This window comes from Amycolatopsis sp. CA-161197 (assembly GCF_050942255.1).
Lineage (GTDB): Bacteria > Actinomycetota > Actinomycetes > Mycobacteriales > Pseudonocardiaceae > Amycolatopsis.
The window spans coordinates 8,695,298-8,713,375 of record NZ_CP192059.1 but is presented as its reverse complement, the minus strand read 5'-3'; the positions used below and the strand labels follow the sequence as shown (position 1 = coordinate 8,713,375).

General features: G+C 70.1%; 19 protein-coding genes and 1 pseudogene. 8 read left to right on the top strand and 12 right to left on the bottom strand.

The features are described 5' to 3' along the window. Positions 1-12 precede the first annotated feature (12 nt). Positions 13-1,268, top strand: a pseudogene (locus tag ACQPXB_RS41245) (aspartate aminotransferase family protein). Here ACQPXB_RS41245 and ACQPXB_RS41240 read toward each other — a convergent pair. The 7 genes from ACQPXB_RS41240 to ACQPXB_RS41210 all read right to left on the bottom strand — a co-directional run bounded on the left by ACQPXB_RS41240 (position 1,265) and on the right by ACQPXB_RS41210 (position 7,660). Next, positions 1,265-2,320 (bottom strand): DUF2891 domain-containing protein, encoded by a 1,056-nt coding sequence (locus ACQPXB_RS41240; protein ID WP_432847238.1) that lies wholly within the window; start codon positions 2,318-2,320, stop codon positions 1,265-1,267. The pseudogene ACQPXB_RS41245 and the gene ACQPXB_RS41240 overlap by 4 nt on opposite strands. Positions 2,321-3,453: 1,133 nt before the next feature. Further along, complete coding sequence (locus tag ACQPXB_RS41235; RefSeq protein ID WP_432847236.1) at positions 3,454-3,879, bottom strand: VOC family protein; 426 nt, start codon at positions 3,877-3,879, stop codon at positions 3,454-3,456. Next, the gene (locus ACQPXB_RS41230; RefSeq protein ID WP_220243923.1) at positions 3,858-4,055 is read right to left on the bottom strand and encodes a hypothetical protein; all 198 of its coding nucleotides are present in this window, start codon (positions 4,053-4,055) and stop codon (positions 3,858-3,860) included. Before ACQPXB_RS41230 ends, ACQPXB_RS41235 begins: the two co-directional genes overlap by 22 nt. 152 nt (positions 4,056-4,207) lie before the next feature. Then, the gene (locus tag ACQPXB_RS41225) at positions 4,208-4,702 is read right to left on the bottom strand and encodes a GNAT family N-acetyltransferase (RefSeq protein WP_432847234.1); all 495 of its coding nucleotides are present in this window, start codon (positions 4,700-4,702) and stop codon (positions 4,208-4,210) included. Positions 4,703-4,718: 16 nt separating this feature from the next. Further along, the gene (locus tag ACQPXB_RS41220; protein ID WP_386954975.1) at positions 4,719-5,414 is read right to left on the bottom strand and encodes an IclR family transcriptional regulator; all 696 of its coding nucleotides are present in this window, start codon (positions 5,412-5,414) and stop codon (positions 4,719-4,721) included. 204 nt (positions 5,415-5,618) lie between these two features. Further along, positions 5,619-7,073, bottom strand: coding sequence for a PH domain-containing protein (locus ACQPXB_RS41215; protein ID WP_432856992.1), 1,455 nt, complete (start codon positions 7,071-7,073; stop codon positions 5,619-5,621). Positions 7,074-7,147: 74 nt separating this feature from the next. Continuing rightward, a complete protein-coding gene (locus tag ACQPXB_RS41210) occupies positions 7,148-7,660 on the bottom strand; it encodes a PH domain-containing protein (RefSeq protein WP_432847232.1) in 513 nt (170 codons plus the stop codon). Positions 7,661-7,839: 179 nt separating this feature from the next. Here ACQPXB_RS41210 and ACQPXB_RS41205 point away from each other — a divergent pair, with 179 nt between their 5' ends. Further along, positions 7,840-8,760 (top strand): proteasome assembly chaperone family protein, encoded by a 921-nt coding sequence (locus ACQPXB_RS41205; protein ID WP_366579505.1) that lies wholly within the window; start codon positions 7,840-7,842, stop codon positions 8,758-8,760. Positions 8,761-9,056: 296 nt separating this feature from the next. Further along, positions 9,057-9,950 (top strand): class I SAM-dependent methyltransferase, encoded by an 894-nt coding sequence (locus ACQPXB_RS41200; RefSeq protein ID WP_386954981.1) that lies wholly within the window; start codon positions 9,057-9,059, stop codon positions 9,948-9,950. Here ACQPXB_RS41200 and ACQPXB_RS41195 read toward each other — a convergent pair. Beyond that, positions 9,947-10,936, bottom strand: a complete 990-nt coding sequence (locus ACQPXB_RS41195; RefSeq protein WP_432847231.1) for an MCE family protein — start codon at positions 10,934-10,936, stop codon at positions 9,947-9,949. The genes ACQPXB_RS41200 and ACQPXB_RS41195 overlap by 4 nt on opposite strands. Positions 10,937-11,067: 131 nt before the next feature. Between ACQPXB_RS41195 and ACQPXB_RS41190 the strand changes: the two genes are divergently transcribed. Together ACQPXB_RS41190 and ACQPXB_RS41185 are read left to right on the top strand one after the other, a co-directional pair. Further along, entirely contained in the window at positions 11,068-12,039 is a 972-nt protein-coding gene (locus ACQPXB_RS41190; RefSeq protein WP_386954987.1) for a magnesium transporter CorA family protein, read from the top strand. Between the two features lie 71 nt (positions 12,040-12,110). Continuing rightward, the gene (locus ACQPXB_RS41185; RefSeq protein WP_386954989.1) at positions 12,111-12,305 is read left to right on the top strand and encodes a hypothetical protein; all 195 of its coding nucleotides are present in this window, start codon (positions 12,111-12,113) and stop codon (positions 12,303-12,305) included. Positions 12,306-12,307: 2 nt separating this feature from the next. On the opposite strand, the gene ACQPXB_RS41180 is transcribed toward ACQPXB_RS41185, so the two are convergent. Together ACQPXB_RS41180 and ACQPXB_RS41175 are read right to left on the bottom strand one after the other, a co-directional pair. Next, on the bottom strand, positions 12,308-12,493 hold the full coding sequence (locus ACQPXB_RS41180; RefSeq protein ID WP_386954991.1) for a hypothetical protein: 186 nt from the start codon (positions 12,491-12,493) through the stop codon (positions 12,308-12,310). Between the two features lie 137 nt (positions 12,494-12,630). Further along, positions 12,631-14,280, bottom strand: a complete 1,650-nt coding sequence (locus tag ACQPXB_RS41175) for an amidohydrolase (protein WP_432847230.1) — start codon at positions 14,278-14,280, stop codon at positions 12,631-12,633. A gap of 366 nt (positions 14,281-14,646) precedes the next feature. Here ACQPXB_RS41175 and ACQPXB_RS41170 point away from each other — a divergent pair, with 366 nt between their 5' ends. Further along, positions 14,647-15,135, top strand: a complete 489-nt coding sequence (locus ACQPXB_RS41170) for a hypothetical protein (protein WP_366579495.1) — start codon at positions 14,647-14,649, stop codon at positions 15,133-15,135. Positions 15,136-15,142: 7 nt separating this feature from the next. On the opposite strand, the gene ACQPXB_RS41165 is transcribed toward ACQPXB_RS41170, so the two are convergent. Then, complete coding sequence (locus ACQPXB_RS41165; protein ID WP_432847228.1) at positions 15,143-15,559, bottom strand: cupin domain-containing protein; 417 nt, start codon at positions 15,557-15,559, stop codon at positions 15,143-15,145. A 2-nt stretch (positions 15,560-15,561) separates the two neighbouring features. Beyond that, positions 15,562-16,620: a reverse transcriptase family protein gene (locus ACQPXB_RS41160; protein WP_432847226.1), complete on the bottom strand. Its 1,059-nt coding sequence runs from the start codon at positions 16,618-16,620 to the stop codon at positions 15,562-15,564. 573 nt (positions 16,621-17,193) lie between these two features. Here ACQPXB_RS41160 and ACQPXB_RS41155 point away from each other — a divergent pair. Then, positions 17,194-17,580: a GNAT family N-acetyltransferase gene (locus tag ACQPXB_RS41155; protein WP_432847224.1), complete on the top strand. Its 387-nt coding sequence runs from the start codon at positions 17,194-17,196 to the stop codon at positions 17,578-17,580. A gap of 33 nt (positions 17,581-17,613) precedes the next feature. After that, positions 17,614-18,069, top strand: coding sequence for a MarR family winged helix-turn-helix transcriptional regulator (locus ACQPXB_RS41150; RefSeq protein ID WP_366579488.1), 456 nt, complete (start codon positions 17,614-17,616; stop codon positions 18,067-18,069). The last annotated feature ends 9 nt before the right edge of the window (positions 18,070-18,078 follow it).

Below are 18,078 nucleotides of genomic sequence, written 5' to 3'. Positions count from 1 at the left end.
AAGGAGGAGTACATGGAGAACCCGCTGTGGCACCCGTTCGCGGACATGGGCGCCGTCGACGGCGACCGCTTCGTGATCACGCGCGGCTCGGGCTCGTACGTGTGGGACGACGCCGGCCGCCGCTACTTCGACGCCACGGCTTCGCTCTGGTACGCGAACTTCGGCCACGGACGGCCCGAGATCACCCAGGCCGTGACGGCGCAGCTGGAGAAGCTGGATTCGTACAACCTGTTCGGGTACTACGCGAACGAGCCGGCGCTGGAGCTGGCGTCGCGGCTTTCTTCGCTCGCTCCGGTGCCGGGATCGAAGGTGTTCCTCGGCTCCGGCGGCGGTGATGTCGTCGACACGGCCGTGAAGATCGCGCGGGCGCACTTCGTCCACACTGGACGGCCGGAGAAGACCCACATCATCGGGCGGACGCAGGGGTACCACGGGACGCACGGGTTCGGCACGGCCGTGGGCGGGATTCCCGTCAACGCCGAGGGGTTCGGGCCGATGCCTTCGGGGTTTTCGCATGTGGCGTACGACAGCGTTGCGGCTTTGGAGGCCGAGATCCTGCGGGTGGGGGCGGATCGGGTCGCCGCGTTCTTCTGTGAGCCGGTGATCGGTGCGGGCGGGGTGTTGTTGCCGCCGGAGGGGTATCTCGAGGCCGCGGTGGAGGTTTGCCACCGGTACGGCGTGCTTTTCGTGGCGGACTGCGTGATCGCCGCGTTCGGGCGGTTGGGGACGTGGTTCGGGATCGACCGGTGGGCGGTTCGGCCGGACATGGTGACGACGGCCAAGGGCCTCACCGGGGGGACGATCCCGTTGGCCGCGTTGCTGGTTTCGCCGGAGGTGGCAGCGCCGTTCTTCACTGGTTCCGCCGGGGCGCCGGTTTTGCGGCATGGCGCCACTTACGCCGGGCATCCGGTGGTTGTGCCGCCGCGTTGGCGACCTTGGACATTTACGAGAAGGACGGGTTGATCCCGCGCGGGCGAGACCTGGAGAAGCCGCTGGCGGACGCGTTGGCTGAGGCGGCTTCGCATCCGCTGGTGGGCGAGGTTCGGGCTGGGCTCGGGTTCCTGGCCGCGGTGGAGCTGTCGGCGGAGGTGCTGGCGGCGGACCCCGGGGCGCCGGGGAAGCTGCAGCGGCTGGTGCGCGACGAGGGTGTTCTGGTGCGGCCGTTGGGGAAGGGGATCGCCATGTCGCCGCCGCTGGTGGCGGGGGACGAGGAGCTGGACCTGCTGGCGGCGGCGATTCCGGCGGCGCTTTCCCGGCTGCGGGGCTAGGTTTCCGTGCGTAGCGGGGCGTTTGTCGCCTGGTCACGAGTGCCCGCGGTCAGGTACAGGACGGCGCAGCAGGCGAGCCAGTGTTCGACCACGTAGTCGCTGCCGCTGACGTGGTCGAGCTCCGGGTCCGCGTGGGCTTCGGCGGCTCGGGTCAGCAGGGGTTTGCGCGGGTCGGCGGCGGGGAGGCGGTCGGCTACGCGCAGCCAGCACCAGGCGCGGCTGAGGTTGAGGCCGCGGAGGTGGGCGAGCTGGCCGTCGCTGTCGTCGGACACCGTGGCCGGGGTGAGGAGCGCGTCGGGGAGCTCGGGGAGGAACCGGTCGAACCAGGCGGTGAACTCGTCGGCCGGCAGGAGGCTCGCCTGCAGCTCCGCCTCGGTGAGGGCGGCCGACAGGAAATCGGCGCCGGAGGGTTCCCAGGCGGCGGGGTAGTCGGCGTCGGTGCCGAACCAGCGGGTGGCGGCGTCTTGGATGGCGGTGAGGAGGGCGGGGTCGTCGTGGCTCCTGGCATACGGCAGCGCCCGGGAGAGCCCGAAGGCGCTGTTGTTGTGCGCGCCGGTGGGGACGGGGTACGTCTGTTTGGGGAGCCAGCCGAGGAAGGCGTCGGTGACGGCCGCCGACAGGGGTGCGAGGTTCGCCGCCCAGGTCCGGGCGTCGGGGTCGTCCCAGGTGGCGATTTCGTGGTGGAGCATCAGCGCCCAGCCCCAGCCGTAGGGGCGGGCTCTCGATCCGTTGGTGCGGAACGTCTCGGCCTCACCTTGGAGGGCGTCGGCGGTGAGGTGCTCGTTGAGCACGGTCCGGATGTCGTCGGTCGGTGCTGCGCCCGGGGTAGCGCGGAGCAGCCGGACGAGCAACCAGTGCATCTCGACGCACGAATGCCAGTCGAAACAACCGTAGAACGCGGGATACAGCTCGCGCGGCCGATTCGGGAAGTCCCCGGCGAACCGCATCGTGCTGCGAATGTCGTTGGGGAACTCCTTCCTGACGTTGCGCACCGCGGCGGCACTGTACTCGGCGGCGCGGGCCAACAGCTGGTTCTCTCGCCGGGACGTCATGGGTGTGCTGCCTCCTGCCGTAGAACCTGGACCGGCCGCCCCCTGCTGCCGGCTCACGGACACCCCGCATCACCCCACATCGACTCGCCTGACCGCAAGATCCTCAGCCAGCCGATCCACAACTTGCCACACCCGGTGGCAAGACCCACCTCCACTCGGCAAGGCGGTGTGGGTTGGCAAGGCTCCATACGTGTGGCAAGGGTTGAGAGGAGTGGCAAGTTTCGTGCCGCATGCCCGCCATTGCCGCGGCAACGTGCGACATCCAATGGCAAGTTTCCGCGCTGATGGGCAAGACGCCGTGAACGCCGCCATGCATCGGGGTATGGCAAGTGCCGCCGCCACTCCACTGCCCCTGCCATGGCAAAGCGCGGCGCCCGCCGGCATGTCTCGCTCTGAGCGGCAAGGAGCTGGGTTAGGTGGCAAGGCGCCGCGAGGAATGGCAAGACGGGTGGCCGACGGCAACGTCTCGCAGGTGTAGCGCGGGCGCGAGGTGAGCCGTAGGTGCTGCTTGCCACTGCCACTGCCACTGCCGTGGCAAGACTAGGCGTGCGGCGGCGAGGTTCCGCACGGTTTGGCAAGGTGCCGCGTCGAGTGGCAAGAGGTCGTGCGGACGGCATGGTGCCGAGCCGGTGGCAAGAGCAGCGCGCTTGGCATGTGCCATTGCTGTGGCGATGTGCACCGTGAGGTGGCGAGATGCCGCGCTGATTGGCGAGACACCTGACGGTATGGCATGGGCCGCCGTGGAGTGGCAAGTTCCGCGCGGGTTGGCAAGGCGCCGTGCGGGCGGCATCGATCGGGGTGGCGTGGCAAGTTTCGCCAGGCGCGGCAAAGCGCCGTAGGGGGTGGCGTGGGGCGGAGGGACGGAGCGGCAAGTTTCGCCAGGAGTGGCAAGGCGCCGTACGGGATGGCGTGGGTTGCCGCCGAGTGGCAAGTTTCGCGCGGGTTGGCAAGGCGCCGTGCGGGGTGGCATCGACCGGAGTGCAGTGGCAAGTTCCGCCCGGCGTGGCAAGGGTGGTCCGAGTGGCAAGGCCGTGGTCACCACGAAGGCTCGGCTGCCCCCGCGTCAGCCGAGCCCGGTCGTGAGGTGGGTGGGGCCGAGGTGGTCGGAAGCGCGGAAAACGAAGCCCAACCCGTCAACCGATGCAGAATTCGTTGCCCTCCGGGTCCGCCAGGGTGATCCAGCGGTTGGGGCCCTGCGAGCCTCGGTGCAGGAACGTCGCGCCCCGGGCCTGGAGCTTGGCGAATTCCTCCTCCATGTTCTCCGGGCCGCCGACGCGGACGTCGAGGTGGAGGCGGTTCTTCACGGTCTTGCCTTCGGGCACGAGCTGGAACAGGACGCGGCGCGACGTCTCCGGGTGGGAGATCGCCGCGCCTTCGCGCCAGACCAGGGCGCCCCGGTGGATGGTGGTGTCGGAATCCATCGCGTAGCCCTTGGCGATCATCTCGCGGATGAAGGCCTCGTCGCTGGGTTCGACGGTCCAGCCGAGCGTCTCGGCCCACCAGTCGGCCTGGGTGTGCGGTTCCGCGGAGTCCACGGTCACCTGGAAGTCATACGCCATACCGGGACGTTAACGACCGACCCCGACATTTTCGGCAGCTCGGACTCGCCCGGCACGTCGGTGAACGCCCACTTGTCGACGCCGCCGCCCATGATTTCGGCGTAGCGGCGGGCGCCGTCGGCGTTGGCGAAGCGCACCTGCTGGCCGTTGGTGAGGTGGGTGATCTTGACTGCCACGCTGCCTCCAAACGCTGAAAACCGAGAGTGCCGGCCCGCGGAGCTTCCCCCTCCGGGGCCGGCTCGACCAGTAGAACACGTGTTCGAAGGCGCCCGCAAATCGGGTCCCCCTCGTGGGCGACGCATGTCCCCCGGAGGGGTAACACCGCTGGTCAGCGAATCATCGCGAGACGCGGCCAGCGGTCCAGTCCGAGCGCCGCCTCGTGCTCGCGGATGGCGCGCAGCGAAGGTCCCCATGAGGCCGAAGGCAGCTCCCGGAAGCCCAACCGCGCGTAGTACGGAGCGTTCCACGGCACGTCACGAAAGGTCGTCAACGTCAGCGCCGGTAGGCCCAGCGAACCGGCCCACGCCCCAGCCGTCTCGATCAGCTCCCGGCCCAGCCCCCGGCGCGCGAAAGACGGCAGCACCGACACCTGCTCGACGTGCCCGTTGCCGTCCACGACATCCGCCACCAGGTACGCCGCCACCACACCCGACGCATCCACCACCCAGCACCGCCCGCCGGCCTGGTAAGGCAGCAGCTCCGCCACGGAAAACGGTTCGTCATCCGCGACGGCCGCCATCCCCAGCCCGCGGAACGGCTCCCCGGCCGCGCGTTCGAGTTCGCCCAGCAACGGCAGGTCGGAAGCACGAGCGAGCCGGATCATCCCCCATTCCTACCCGCTACATCGAATACGACGAAACTGCTTTCTTGATGCGCTCGGCATACACCTGCAACGCGCTGATCGCCTCGGCCCGCGCGGCGTCACTGATGCGCGCGGCGGGCCCCACGAGCGAGAGCACACTCGGCCGCGTCCGCCCTGTTTCCACCGGCACCGAACACGCCCACACGCCGTCTTCGATCTCGCCCCAGCTTTGCGCGTAGCGGTTCGCCAAGGCGAGCTTCAGCTCCTCGCGCACCTCGATCCCGTGCTCGCGCGCGATCTCCGCGACGCGCTGCTCGCGTTCCCCGTCGGGCAGCAGGGCGAGCAGCATCTTGCCGGTCGCGCCGGCGCCGAGCGGGATCGAGTGCCCTGGCTGGAACGTGAACCGCATGGCACGGTCGCATTCGACTCGATCGGTGCACACGGCGAGGTCGCCGAAATGCTGGAACAGCAGGATCGTCTCGCCGAGCTCGCGCGACGCCTCCTCCATGGTCGGGCGCGCGATCCGGGCGACGTCGTTGGCCAGCCGCGCCGCGCGCGCGAGCGGCATCACCTGGCTGGTCACGTGGTAGCGGCCCGAGCGCGCCTCTTCGAGCAGCTGCAGTTCCTTCAGCAGCTGCACGTAGCGATAAGTCGTGGCCACCGGGCTGCCGATCACCTCGGCCAGCTCCGCGACGCTCGCCTCCCAGCGGTGCTCGGAGAACGCGAGCAGCACCTGGAGAACCTTGCGCGAACTGCTTGTGCCTGCCGTTCGGCGCGGCCGCTCGGGGCTTGCAGAGCTTGCAGCGATTTCTTCGGAAGGCGGCATTCGAAACCTCTTCGTGGTCTGCGACCAGACTCGCGCGCACGACAAGTGAATAAATTACCACATGCGGAGAACAATCGCGTGCAGTGAATTCACCGGAATGATCACGGCCGGTTATTCGGCCCGTTTCCCGGAGACCAGGAACGGCGTGAGCAATCCCGGCACCGTCGCGTCGGCCAGCGCGAGTCCGGCGCTTTCCCCGACGTCCACCACGTGGTAGCGGCCGCGCCCCGCCGCGATCGGCGCGACCACCGTGACGAGGCCGGCGCGCCGCTGGAACCACGAGCGTGCCACGACGATCCCGGTCAGCCCGTCGCGCCGCACCGCGACCGTCGTGCGCGCCAGCGAACCCGAGCGCGTGACGAGGTAGCCGCCGGCCAGCGCGTGGCCCAGCGTGCGGTAACGGTCCCAGCCCACCAGCACCGCGAACGGCACCAGCACCAGCGCGAGCTGCCACGGCCAGTCCGGCAACGCACCGGCCCACGCGAGGAGGAACAGCGCCGCCGCCGGCACCAGCACGCTCGTCAGCGCCCGCGTGATCCGCCGGTTCAACGCCTGCCGCGGGTGCCGCACGAGCGCCGCGCCCGCGACGTCCTCGCCCAGCACCTCACCCGCCACCTCCTGCGCGCGCCCGAGCGGCGCGGGCGGCAGCAGCAGCCCGCCGCCCTTGTCCGCGCCCTTGCCTTCGCGCAGGCCCGCGGCCACCGCCACGCACTTCGCACCGCCGACCATTCGCAGTGGCAACGGTTCTTTCAGCTCGACCCCGCGCAGCCGGTCTTCCTCGATCGACACCGACCGCGTGGTGATGAGGCCCCGCCGGATGTGCAGCGTGCCGCCCGGCTCGCGGGTGAGGCGGAAGTTCCAGAACGACAGCACGTAACCGCCCACCGAAAGCACCGACACGAGCAGCAGCAGGCCGATCGCCGCCGCGGCCACCGTGAGCCACACGGGTTCCTGCGTCACGCGGTCGGCGAGCTCGCGCAGCGGCCCGTAGCGCACCGGGTCGAGGTTCAGCTCGTGCGCGAAGTGGTAGACGGTGCCGAGCATCGCGCCCACCACCGCGATGCCGGAGAGCGTGAACGGCGCGTACCGCAGCCACTTCCGGTCCACGGCCGCCACCAGCTGCTCCGGCGGCGCCACGACGTCGGCCGGCATGGCTTTCCGGTGCAGCAGCAGGGTCCGCAGCCGTTGCGCTTCCTCGCGGGTGACGGCGTCGAGCACCAGCTCGTCCTTGCCCGGCCCCTTCCCGTGCGAGTGCCGTCCGGTGCCGATCCGCACCGCGGCCAGGGAGAACAACCGGTGTTTGGGCTCCGACACCACGTCGACGGTGCGGATCCGGTCTCGCGGGACGGCTCGCTGTTTGCGCAGCAACAGCCCCGTGCGCCATTCCACCTGCGTGTCCGTGATGCGGTAGCGCGAGGTGAGGCAGTGCGAGATACCGGTGGCGATCGTCAGCGCGGTGAAGGCGAGCCCGATCCACTGCCAGCTGTTGCCCGAGCCCAGCAGCAGCGCGCCGACGAGCACGGGTAGCGACCGCACGAGGTCGAGCACCGGCCGGATCAGCAGCATCCGCAGGTCGAGCCGGTGCCACGGGGCTTCCGCCGTGCCCTCGTACGCCTGCGTGGTCGCCGGCAGCGCCGCGCTCACGTGGCGTCCCCGCGCACGGCCTGCGTGGTGCGCGTCAGCTCGTCGGCCAGCGCGACGGCCCGGTCGTGGTCGAGCCCGGAGATCCGCAGCGGACCCGCGGCCGACGCCGTGGTCACCGTGATCCGCGCCAGCCCGAACATCTGCTCCAGCGGGCCGCGCTCGATGTCCACGGTCTGGATCCGCGAGATCGGCGCGATCCGCCACTCCTGCTTGAGCCAGCCCGACTGCGTGTACACAGCCTCCGCCGTGACCTCCCACCGGTGCACGCGGTAGCGCCACTGCGGCATCACGAGCAGGTGCAGCGGCCCGAGCACGCAGCAGAGCACGAGCGTCACCGACAGCCACGACGGCGGGTCGTCGCTGGTGGCCACCACCACCGCCTGCACCCCGATCACGACGAGCCAGCCGATCGCCGCCGACGCCGTCCAGTGGCCGATGGCCTTGCGGCTCACCCGGTGCTCGGGTGGTCGAAGGCTGAGGCTCAACGCGGCGGGTTCTTCTGCGGTCACCTGCTCAGCGTGCCTGAACTGTCGTGATCGTGGCCACGACAAGTGTCACTGTGCCCCGATCCGGGGCCCCGGTGAGTGCGTGGCGTTACTATTTCGGCCGCGGGCGGGATGGATTCGCGGTGGCGCCGCGTTACAACCACTTAAGCCTGTGCACGACAGCGATCAGCAGGAGGATTCCGGTGGGATTCGATCCCGAGGAACTGTACGAGGTGGACTCGGACGTCCCCGACCTGGACGGAGCCGTGCTCCTGCACTTCTTCGACGGTTTCATGGACGCGGGCTCCACCGGCAGGCTCGTCACCGACCACCTGACCAACGAGGTCGAGAACCGCGTGATCGCGCGCTTCGACGTCGACCGCCTCATCGACTACCGCTCCCGGCGCCCGCCGATGACCTACGCGGTGGACCACTGGGAGGACTACGAGGCCCCTGAGCTGGCCGTTCGCCTCCTCCACGACACCGACGGCGTGCCCTTCCTGCTGCTGTCCGGCCCCGAGCCCGACCACGAGTGGGAGCGCTTCGCCACGGCCGTGAAGCACCTGGTGGAGCGCTGGGGTGTGCGCCTGACCGTCGGTTTCCACGGCATCCCGATGGGTGCCCCGCACACGCGTCCGCTCGGCGTCACGGCCCACGCCACGCGTGAGAGCCTCATCGGCGGCGACCACCAGCCGCTGCCGAACCGCATGCAGGTGCCCGGGAGCGTGTCGGCGCTGCTGGAGTACCGCCTGGGCGAATGGGGTCACGACGCGATGGGCTTCGCCGCCCACGTGCCCCACTACCTCGCGCAGTCGGCCTACCCGTCGGCGGCGCTGTTGGTGCTGGAGTCCCTCGAGCGCGCCACCGGCCTGCACCTGCCCGACGGTGAGCTGCGCGTCGCCGCGCAGGTCGCCACCGCGGAGATTGACCGCCAGGTCGCCGAGTCCGACGAGGTCGCCGACGTCGTGCGCGCGCTGGAGCGCCAGTACGACACGTTCGTCGAAGCCTCCGGTCGCGACAGCCTGCTGGCCGAGTCGCAGGAGCACATGCCGACGGCCGAGGAGCTCGGTTCGCAGTTCGAGCGGTTCCTGGCCGAGCAGGGTGGGGACTCACCGGATCGCTGACGCGCCGGCGGGTGGTGTTGTGCTCAGTAGCGGGCCCGTCTGCGCCCGGTGCGATACGCGATCGCCGCCGAGCGGACCGTCTGCCAGGCCCACCACATTCGCTTCGTCATGGTCGCCACCATGCCATGATCGGCCCTGGGGGTTTCCGGCAAGCTGCCCGTAGGGGTGCGGCGGGTGACGTTCGGACCACGGGCAGCCACCCCTGCCACTGATCGGTACACAGTGGACGCTTGCCGTTACCCGCCGGTAAACCGGCCGCCTCGAAATGGTGCCCGGTTGTTGTATATCGTCCCGGAATGACCCAGCCGCACCAAGATCGTTTCACGGCAAGGACTTTGGGCGGGGCTCTGCGGCGGAAAGCCGGCCTGGTGCTGCACCGGGTGGCCACCCGTCTGCATGACCCGTACACCGATCAGCTGAACCGGATCCGCGACGAGCTCCGCGAGGAGATCGTCCGCCAGGGTGACCGGTTGCTCGACCGGGTGGTGGAGTTCGAGATCCGCAGCCGCCGCGACATCGTGTACGCCGGTGATCAGGACGCCGCGCTCGAGAGCAACGTGTTCGCCCGCGAGAACCTCGTCGGTGCCCGCCACTTCGGCAGCCCGCCCGAGACGCTGAGGTTCGCGTTGTCGCTGGCCCCGACCGGTGGCATGGCACTCGAGTTCGGCGTCGCGTCGGGCAACACGCTGCGCACCATCGCCGCCGCGCGCGGCGGGGTCGAGGTCTACGGCTTCGACTCCTTCGAAGGCTTGCCAGAGGCCTGGCTCAACGGCATGCCCGCCGGCGCTTTCGCCCGCGACGACCTGCCCGACGTCCCCGGCGCGGAACTCGTCGTCGGCCTCTTCAACGACAGCCTCCCGGGATTCCTGAAGAAGCACCCGGGCCACGTCGACTTCCTCCACGTGGACGGCGACCTCTACAGCTCCGCGAAAACCGTGCTCGACAACGTCGGCCCGCGCCTGCGCCCGGGCAGCATCGTGCACTTCGACGAGTTCTTCAACTTCCCCGGCTGGAAGCGCCACGAGTACCGCGCGTGGATGGAACACGTCGAGAAGACGGGTATCGAGTTCACGTACGAGGCCTATACGTACAACGACAACCAGGTGACGGTGCGGATCACGCACGTGCCGGGGTACGAGGCTCCCGCGCAGGAGGCGGCGGATTCCGCGAGCAGGAAGATCACGCCCTAACGCGGGTAGCAGCCCTGCTCGTTCAGCGGCCCGATCGACGGGAGGACCAGACCGCACAGGTAGCCGTCGACCCAGTGGCCGTTGCCCGCGAGATTGGTGCCCAGGCGCAGGAGCGGGGCAAGCGCTTTCACGCCGCGGGCAAGGGAATCCTGGTTGCGCTGCAACAAGGACGTGAGCTGGTCGAGGCCGACGAGCGTCGGGGCGAGGGTCTGGTCGTTGTCGGCGACGAGGCCCGACAGCTGGGTGGCGAGGCGCCGCGAGCTGTCGAGCAGGGTAGAGATGGCGGACTCGCGGCGCGCGACCTCGTCGAGCAGGAGGTTGCCGTCGGCGAGCAGGCGCTGCACTTCCGCGTCGCGGTCGACGAGCGTCGAGGACACCGCGCGGGTGTTGGCCAGCAGTGCGGTCAGCTGCGCGTCGCGGGAGGCGATGGTGTCCGACAGGCGGGAGAGGCCACCGAGCGCGGTCCGGACGTCGGCGGGAGTGCCGGCGAACGTCGTGGCGAGCGTGTCGAAGCTGTGCGCGAGCCGCGTGGTGTCGATGTGGTCGACGGTGGCCGAGAGATCGCGGTACGCGTCGAGCACGTCGTAGGGCACGGTGGTGCGCGAGCTCGGGATGGGCACTTCCGGGTCAAGTGAGCCGGCGCCCGCCGGATCGAGCGCGAGGTATTTCTGGCCCAGCACCGTTTTCAGCTTGATGGCGGCCGTGGTGCCGTCGCCGAGCCACGCGTCCTTGACCTTGAACGACACCCGCACGCGAGCACCGTCGAGGGTCACCGCGGACACGCGCCCGACCTCGACGCCGGCGATGCGCACGTCGTTGCCGTCGCGCAGCCCGGCGGCTTCGGTGAACTCGGCGGCGTACGTGGTGCCGTCGCCGATCACGGGCAGATTCCGGGCGTTGAGTGCGGTGACGATGCCGAGGGCGAGCACCGTGAGCCCCACCAGCGCGGTGCGGACGGGGTGGCGGGGACCTCGGGCGGACTGCACAGCGTGAACAGTGCCGCAGCCGCAGTGGTGATGCCAGTCACACAACACCTTCGGTGGACGCCGGTGGGTTCGGCGGAGATCGGCTGCGGGTACTTTTCGTCGAAAGGTTCCCCGGCGGAAGGTGGCGCGGCGTGGCACTCACGCGGGTCTACCGCGACGGCGTGCTGGTCGAAGAGAACTTCCCGGTCGAGCAGGTTTCCGATTACCTGCAGGACCCGGCCACCACCGTCTGGCTCGACTTCTGCGAGCCGACCGAAGACGACCTCGCCTCGATCCGGGAGGAGCTCGGCCTGCACGCGCTGGCCGTCGAGGACGCGGCCGAAGAACACCAGCGGCCCAAGTTCGACCGCTACGACACGCATTCCTTCCTCATCGCGTACTCGGCGCACTTCGACGCCGACACCGGCATGGTCACGAAATCGGAGCTCGCCGCGTTCGTCACGAAGCAGGCGCTCGTGACCGTGCGCAAGGACGACGGGTTCGACATCGACGCCGTGGCGCAGCGGTGGGACGCCTCGGCCGACCTCGCGAAGTCCGGCGTCGCGTTCCTGCTCCACGGCCTGCTCGACTACATCGTCGACGGGCACTTCGACAGCGTGCAGGCGCTCGACGACCAGATCGAGGCGCTGGAGGACCTGGTCTTCGACGAGCGGCCCGACCAGCGTGAGCTGCAACGGCGTTCGTTCCGGCTGCGCAAGAGCCTCACGGCGCTGCGCCGCGTGGTGCTGCCGATGCGCGAGGTCGTGAACACCGTGATGCGGCGCGACCAGCACCTGGTCGACAGCGTGATGATGCCGTACTTCCAGGACGTCTACGACCACGTGCTGCGCGCGTCGGAGTGGACGGAGTCGTTGCGCGACCTGGTGGCGACGGTGCGCGAGACGCAGCTGAACCTGCAGGGCAACCGGCTGAACACGATCATGAAGAAGGTCACCAGCTGGGCCGCGATCATCGCGGTGCCCACGGCGGTGACCGGGTTCTACGGGCAGAACGTGCCGTACCCGGGATTCCAGGCCACGTCCGGGTTCTGGGTGTCCACAGTGGCCATTGTGCTGCTGTCGGTGGGGCTGTACGCGTCGTTCAAGCGCCGCGACTGGCTCTGATCGCGTTTCACCCCGCGCGCACCCGGGTAGGTCCGGAGCGGAAGGGATTTCGCACTTCGGGGAGAACAGGCATGCGTGATTTCAGCGCCGGGCTGCACCCGGCCGCGGACCTGATGACCGAGGAAAACCTGGCGCACCAGGAGGAAGTGCGCCGGAAGGCGGCGCTCGCCGTGGCGGCGAACTCGCGCGGCGCCGACGACTGCGCGCTGCTGCTGGACATGCTGGGGCTGCACACGGCGGACAGCCGGCGCGGGGAAGTGGCCTGAGTTCAGCCGGCGGAAAGCTTTTCGGGCGCCTCCTGGCTCTCCCTCTCCCGGCAGAGCGTGCACACGAGCTTGCGGCCGATGCACTGGCCCTCGGGGGTCACGAGGTGAGCGACGTGCAACGTGGGGTAGCCGCACTTCTCGCACGGAATCGCGGTGCTCTCGTGGCTGATCAGCACACGGATCGACATCGGGCTCTCCTCTGCCGGGAGTCGGGTCGCGTTCGGCTAACCCGTTTCACCGCAGCTCAGACGCGGCCACGGTGAACGTCACCCGTTTGGGGGGTGTGCTTCACCCTGGGTAGAATGACAGCCCCGGCTGCGCACTTCTAGGCGCGGTAGACCTCGGCTCCGTCCACGTACGTACGCACCACCCGCGTCGCGCCGATCTCCTGGCGCGGGCCGTCGAACGGGTCACGGTCGAGAACCACCAGGTCGGCGGCCTTTCCGACGGTGAGTGAGCCGGTGGCGTCGCCGAGGTGGTTCACCGCGGCGCTGCCCGCGGTGTAGGCGCGCAGGGCGGTCGCGAGTGGTAACGCTTGTTCCGGGCCCAGCGGCGGAGCGGTCGCGCCCGGCAGCGCGCGGTTCACGGCGACGTGGATCGCGGCCAGCGGGTCGGGGCTGCTGACCGGCCAGTCGCTGCCCATGGCGAGCGCGGCGCCGGTGCGCAGGAGGTCGCCGAACGGGTATTGCCAGGCGGCGCGCGGAAAACCGAGGAAGGGCAGTGTGAGCTCGTCCATCTGCGGTTCGTGCGCGGCCCACAGTGCCTGCAGGTTGGCGGTGGCACCGAGGCGGTGGAAGCGCGGGACGTCGGCCGGGTGCACCACCTGCAGGTGGGCGAGGTGGTGGCGGCGTTCGGAGGTGCCGTTCTCGGCGATGGCCGCTTCGAGCGCGTCGAGGACGTCGCGGACCGCCCGGTCGCCGATGGCGTGGAAGTGCACCTGGAAGCCGGCGGCGTCGAGGGCGGTGGTGACGTCGCGGAGCAGGCCTGGGTCGAGAAAACCGAGGCCGCGGTCGCCGGTCGGGTGGCCGTGGCGATCGAGGTAGGGCTCGAGCATGGCGGCGGTGAACGTCTCGACCACGCCGTCCTGCATCACCTTCACCGACGGCGTGCGGTAATTGCGGCACTGCGCGGCCGTCGCCGCGCGGATCTCGGCGAGGCGCGCGACCTGGTCCGCGACGCCTTCGGGCGGGCACGACCGGTCCCACCACAACGCACCGGTGACCTTCGCGGTCAGGGTGCCGGCGGCGTCGGCGCGCCGGTAGGACTCGTGGACGTTCGACCCGTGGCCCGGCACGGCCACCCACGCGTCCTGCCAGTTCGTGACGCCGTGCGAGTGCAGGTAGCGCTGCGCTTCGGCGAGCGCGGCGTCGAGGTCTTCCTGTGTGTCGGCCGGGGCGACGCGGGCGACGAGATCCGCGGCGCCTTCGTGGAGGAGCCCGGTGGGTTCGCCGTCGGCGTCACGCTCGATGCGGCCGTCGGCGGGGTCGGGGGTGTTTCGGTCGATCCCGGCTCTGGCCAGGGCGGCGGTGCTGACCCAGCTGGAGTGGTGGTCGCGGTTGGGGAGCAGCACCGGGCGATCCCCGACGACGGCGTCGAGCGCGGCGCGGTGCGGGCGGCCGCCGGGGAACGCCTCCATGGCCCAGCCGCCGCCGAGGAGCCATTCCCGGTCGGGGTGGGCGCGGGCGTATTCGCCGATGATGCGGACGTAGGCATCCGCGGTTTCGGTGCCCGAAAGGTCGCAGCGGATCCGTTCGAGCCCGCCCATCACCGGGTGCACGTGGGCGTCGCCGAACCCGGGCAGCAGGAGCCCGCCGGCGAGGTCGACGACGTCGTCGGCTTCGCGCAGGAAGGGTTCCACCGTGCGGTCGCCGCCGACGGCGACGATCCGGCCGCCGGAGACCGCGACGGCCGAGCAGCTCGTGCCCGCGGCATCGGCGGTGAAAACGTGGCCGCCGCGGAACACCGTGGTCGTCATTACTGCACGGTAGCCGGGCGAGTCCACGGAGGACTCCGGGTCGGACGGGGAATTTTCGTTGCCCCTGCGAACCAACTGTGCGCTCCGAAGAGGACCGATCTTGCAACTGGCCAGCGAAATGACCACATCCGCGGAAGTGAACGTTTCGTCCGGGATCGTGCCCTCGCCCGCGTTGATCTTGCCCGAAGTTACCCCATCCGGTCGGCCGGAGGGGCCAAATCACCGACCCTTGAGCACACTTCGTGACTCCCCAACCTTCTAACGGAGGAAGGCGTTGGGGCATTCGATGTATCTGCCACTCCGCCGTAACATCTTGTGCAGAGGAGCAGTCGGGTGAAAGCTCGGCTGAGGGGAGGGGTTTCGATGATGAATGCCAACAGGGTGGATGTGGCGGACGACTACCTCACGCGCCAGCAGCGTGCGCTGGCCGAGGCGGTGGAGTCCGACGGGGGTTTCGGCGAGGGAGGCCGCAGCTTCCGGATCGCCGAGCACCTCGCGGCCGAAGGTGGTCTGCACCGTTCCGACGTGATGGCCGCGACGGCGCTTTTCCTGGCCTACACGGCTTTCCAGGAGGGCAACTTCGACGCGGCGCAGGGGTTCGCGCGCCGGTTGCGTGGTCTGGACCCGGACAGCGTGGAGCTCGTGTTCCACCTTATGCGGCTCGAGGTCGGGCGTGAGCAGGGCTGGCTGCCCCGCACGCAGTACGACGACCTGCTGGCCTACGCGTGGCGCGAGAACCGCTTCGACCTGGCGCAGCGCGCCGGCGACATCCAGGCGCGCGACGTCGACCCCGGCGCCGCGCCGGTCGGCTCGTGGGCCGAGCTCGAGCGGACCCTCTGCCCGCTGCTGGCGTGACGCGCGCCTAGCGCGGTGGTTCCGGCGCGTTGCGCGCCATGAACGTGCCGGCGTCGCCTTGTGACGGGTCCACGAAGACCACGTCGTCGGGGCGCCGCCTCGGCACGTCGACTGCCAGCACGACGAGCGGGTGCTCGTCGATCCGCGGGAAGCCGTGGACCTTGGTCTTCTCGAAGTGCAGCAGCAGACCCGGACGGGCCTCGAACTCTTCGCCGTCGAGGTGGAACGTGCCGCGGCCGCTGAGCACGTAGAGGTGCTCGTCGCATTCGGTGTGGTAGTGCAGCGGCAGCTCGCGGTAGATGCGGAAGATCCGCGCGCTCGCGGTGGGTTTGTCCACGAAGTACTCGTCGACCAGCATCGTGTCGGCCGTGTCGGGTAACCGGTCGAGGGCGGCGAGGACGTCGAACACGTTGTCGTTCTGCACGGTCAGCTCCAATCGATGCGGTCGAAGAGCTCTTTCAGCTTGGCACCTCGGTGCACGCTCGTCGCGGAGATCCAGGCGATGCGGCCGCGCAGGTGCGCCTGGAAATCGGGGTGGCCGGCGTGGTTCTGCGCTGCGGGACCGGTCGTGGCGCAGTTGTGGAGGGTGGCGCGGAGGTCGTCGTAGTGGGTGCGAGGGGCCGCGGGCTTGGTGTTGACGACGAGGCCGGCCACCTTCTGCCGCTGGTGCTTGGCGGCGATCGACGTCTTTTCCTCGCGCAGCCGGAAACCCTCGTCCGCGACGATGCTTCGGACGCCCGGGATCAGGCGGTGCAGGGGGAGGGTGGCTTCGCCGGAGAAGGCGAGGTCGTCGGCGTAGCGGGTGTAGTTCGCGCCGAGTTTCCTGGCCAGGCCCGAGAGCCTGCGGTCGAGGCGGTGGGTGACGGCGTTCGCGACGGCCGGGGATGAGGGTGCGCCCTGGGGCAGGTGCGGTTTGCCGAGCTGGTCGCGGACTTTCCGGGGCGCGTTCTTGAGCACGTCCGGTGGCGTGGTCGTGGTGACGATTCCGGCCACGGCTTGGGCGACGGCGGGTGGATAGCCGGCGAGTTCGAGCAGCGAGTGGATCCGGCGGGCGGAGACGGTGGGGAAGAAGTGCTCCAGGTCCGTGCGGACGACTTTTTCCTGGCCCGCGTGGGGTTCCGCGCACGTGAGGATGGACCGGCCGGGGTGGAAGCCGTGGGCGGCGTCGTGGACCGGGAGCGCGGCGAGGACGTGCCTTCGGACGCGCCGCTGGAGTTCGGCCAGGCGCGGCTTCGGGCGCTCGATCAGGCGGAGGCCGCCGGCGGCGGTGGGGATCCAGCGGTGGTGGTAGTGGCGGAGCGTGTGGTTGGCGCGGTCGTTCCAGTGGCGGGGGTCGGAGAACCAGGAGAGTTCCCCGGGGGTGAGGTCGAGGGCATGGGCGCAGTCTTCGAAGGTGGGCCATCGCGCGACTTGCCACCGCCAGACGGGCGGTAGGGGTTCGAGGGGTGCGAACTCCGAAGTGGCTGGTTCTTCCTGCGTGGTCATCTCGGCCGGGTTGGTACGTCGGGGTGGGTTGGCTCGGGTGGTGCGGTCGGCTCGGCCAGGTGGGTCTCGTTGCTCTGGTTGCTCTCGTTGAACTGGTTGGTCGGCGGCGCGGGGGTGACTCTTTCTCCGTTCATCCGCGCGGTCTTGTACGCGCAGCGTGCCGCGCTCGCGTGGGGCGCAGTGATTTGGTGATGTGGTGCGTTCCGGGGTTGCCCCGGAAGGGGTGGTTCTCCACCGGGCTCACCTCCCGCGTCGCCGGTGGTCGAGTTTAGGGGTGGCTCGGCGTGCTGCGCACACCATTGCGCCCGAGTGGTGGGTGGTGGGCACCCCGATTTTGATGGTGACGACGGTCTGGATCGGCCGGGGGAGGGGTGGCTGAGGGGGGAGTTGTGTTGCCGGGTGGGGGTTGAGGAGTGGCAAGGGCCGCGCCGGCCGGGTGGACGTGGAGGTGATGAGGCCATGGTCGAAGTTCGGGTCGCGGTGAGTGTCGCCGAGCTTGAGGGGGCCAGGGAGTGTTGGCGTGCGGCCAATGTTGCGCGCGGGAAGGCGCCTGGGGCGGGGCGGGTGGAGCGGGTGCGGGAGAAGCTGGCGGATCCCGAGGCGCTGGTGCTCGTCGCGGTGGAGGGTGGGGGTGTGGTTGGCATGGTGCTGGCCGAGGCGGGGCGGGCCGAGGATGGGCGCGGGCCGGTGGAGCCGGGGTTGTGGCACGTCTCCATGGTGTTCGTGCGGCCCGAGTGCTGGGGTGCCGGCGTGGGGGCGGCGTTGCTGGGGGCGCTGAAGGAACGCGTGGCGGGGCGGGTGCAGGTGTGGACGGGCGTGGGCAATGAGAGGGCGCTCGCGTTGTATCGGAGGGCGGGGTTCGGGGCCAGTGGGCGGCGGCGGGAGATCTTCGGGGTCGGGCAGGTCGTTCACCTGGTGTGGTCCGGTGAGGTGACGCGGGCCACCCGTCGACTGTCTTGACCTCAAGACCTTGCCTATAGCAAGTTTTGCCCTATGCAAGACGATCTCGACCGCCTGGAGCGGCTGACGCGGGTGCTCGTGGCGGTGGCGTGGGACAGTGCGCACGCCGCGCCGCGGGGGGTGACGTTTGCGCAGGTGCGGTTGTTGGTCGTGCTGGCGAGTCTGGGGCGGGTGCCGTGTTCGCGGTTGGCGGCGGCGATGGGCGTGAACGCGTCGTCGGTGACGCGGCTGGCGGACAAGCTCGAGGCGCACGGTTATGTGCGGCGAGGGGAGGACGAGCACCGGCGCACCGTGGTCACCGTCGAGGTCACGAAGGCGGGGCAGGCGGTGGTGGACGACGTCCTGGCGCGGAGGCATGAGGCGCTCGGGGAGCTGCTGGGGCAGCTGGCACCGGCCCAAAGAGAACGGGTGGCGGCGAGCGTCGAGGACTTGCTGGCGGCGGCGGAGAAGGCGCCGCTGGTTCCGTCGGCCGGGCCGGGGCGGCTGTGAGCGCGCCGG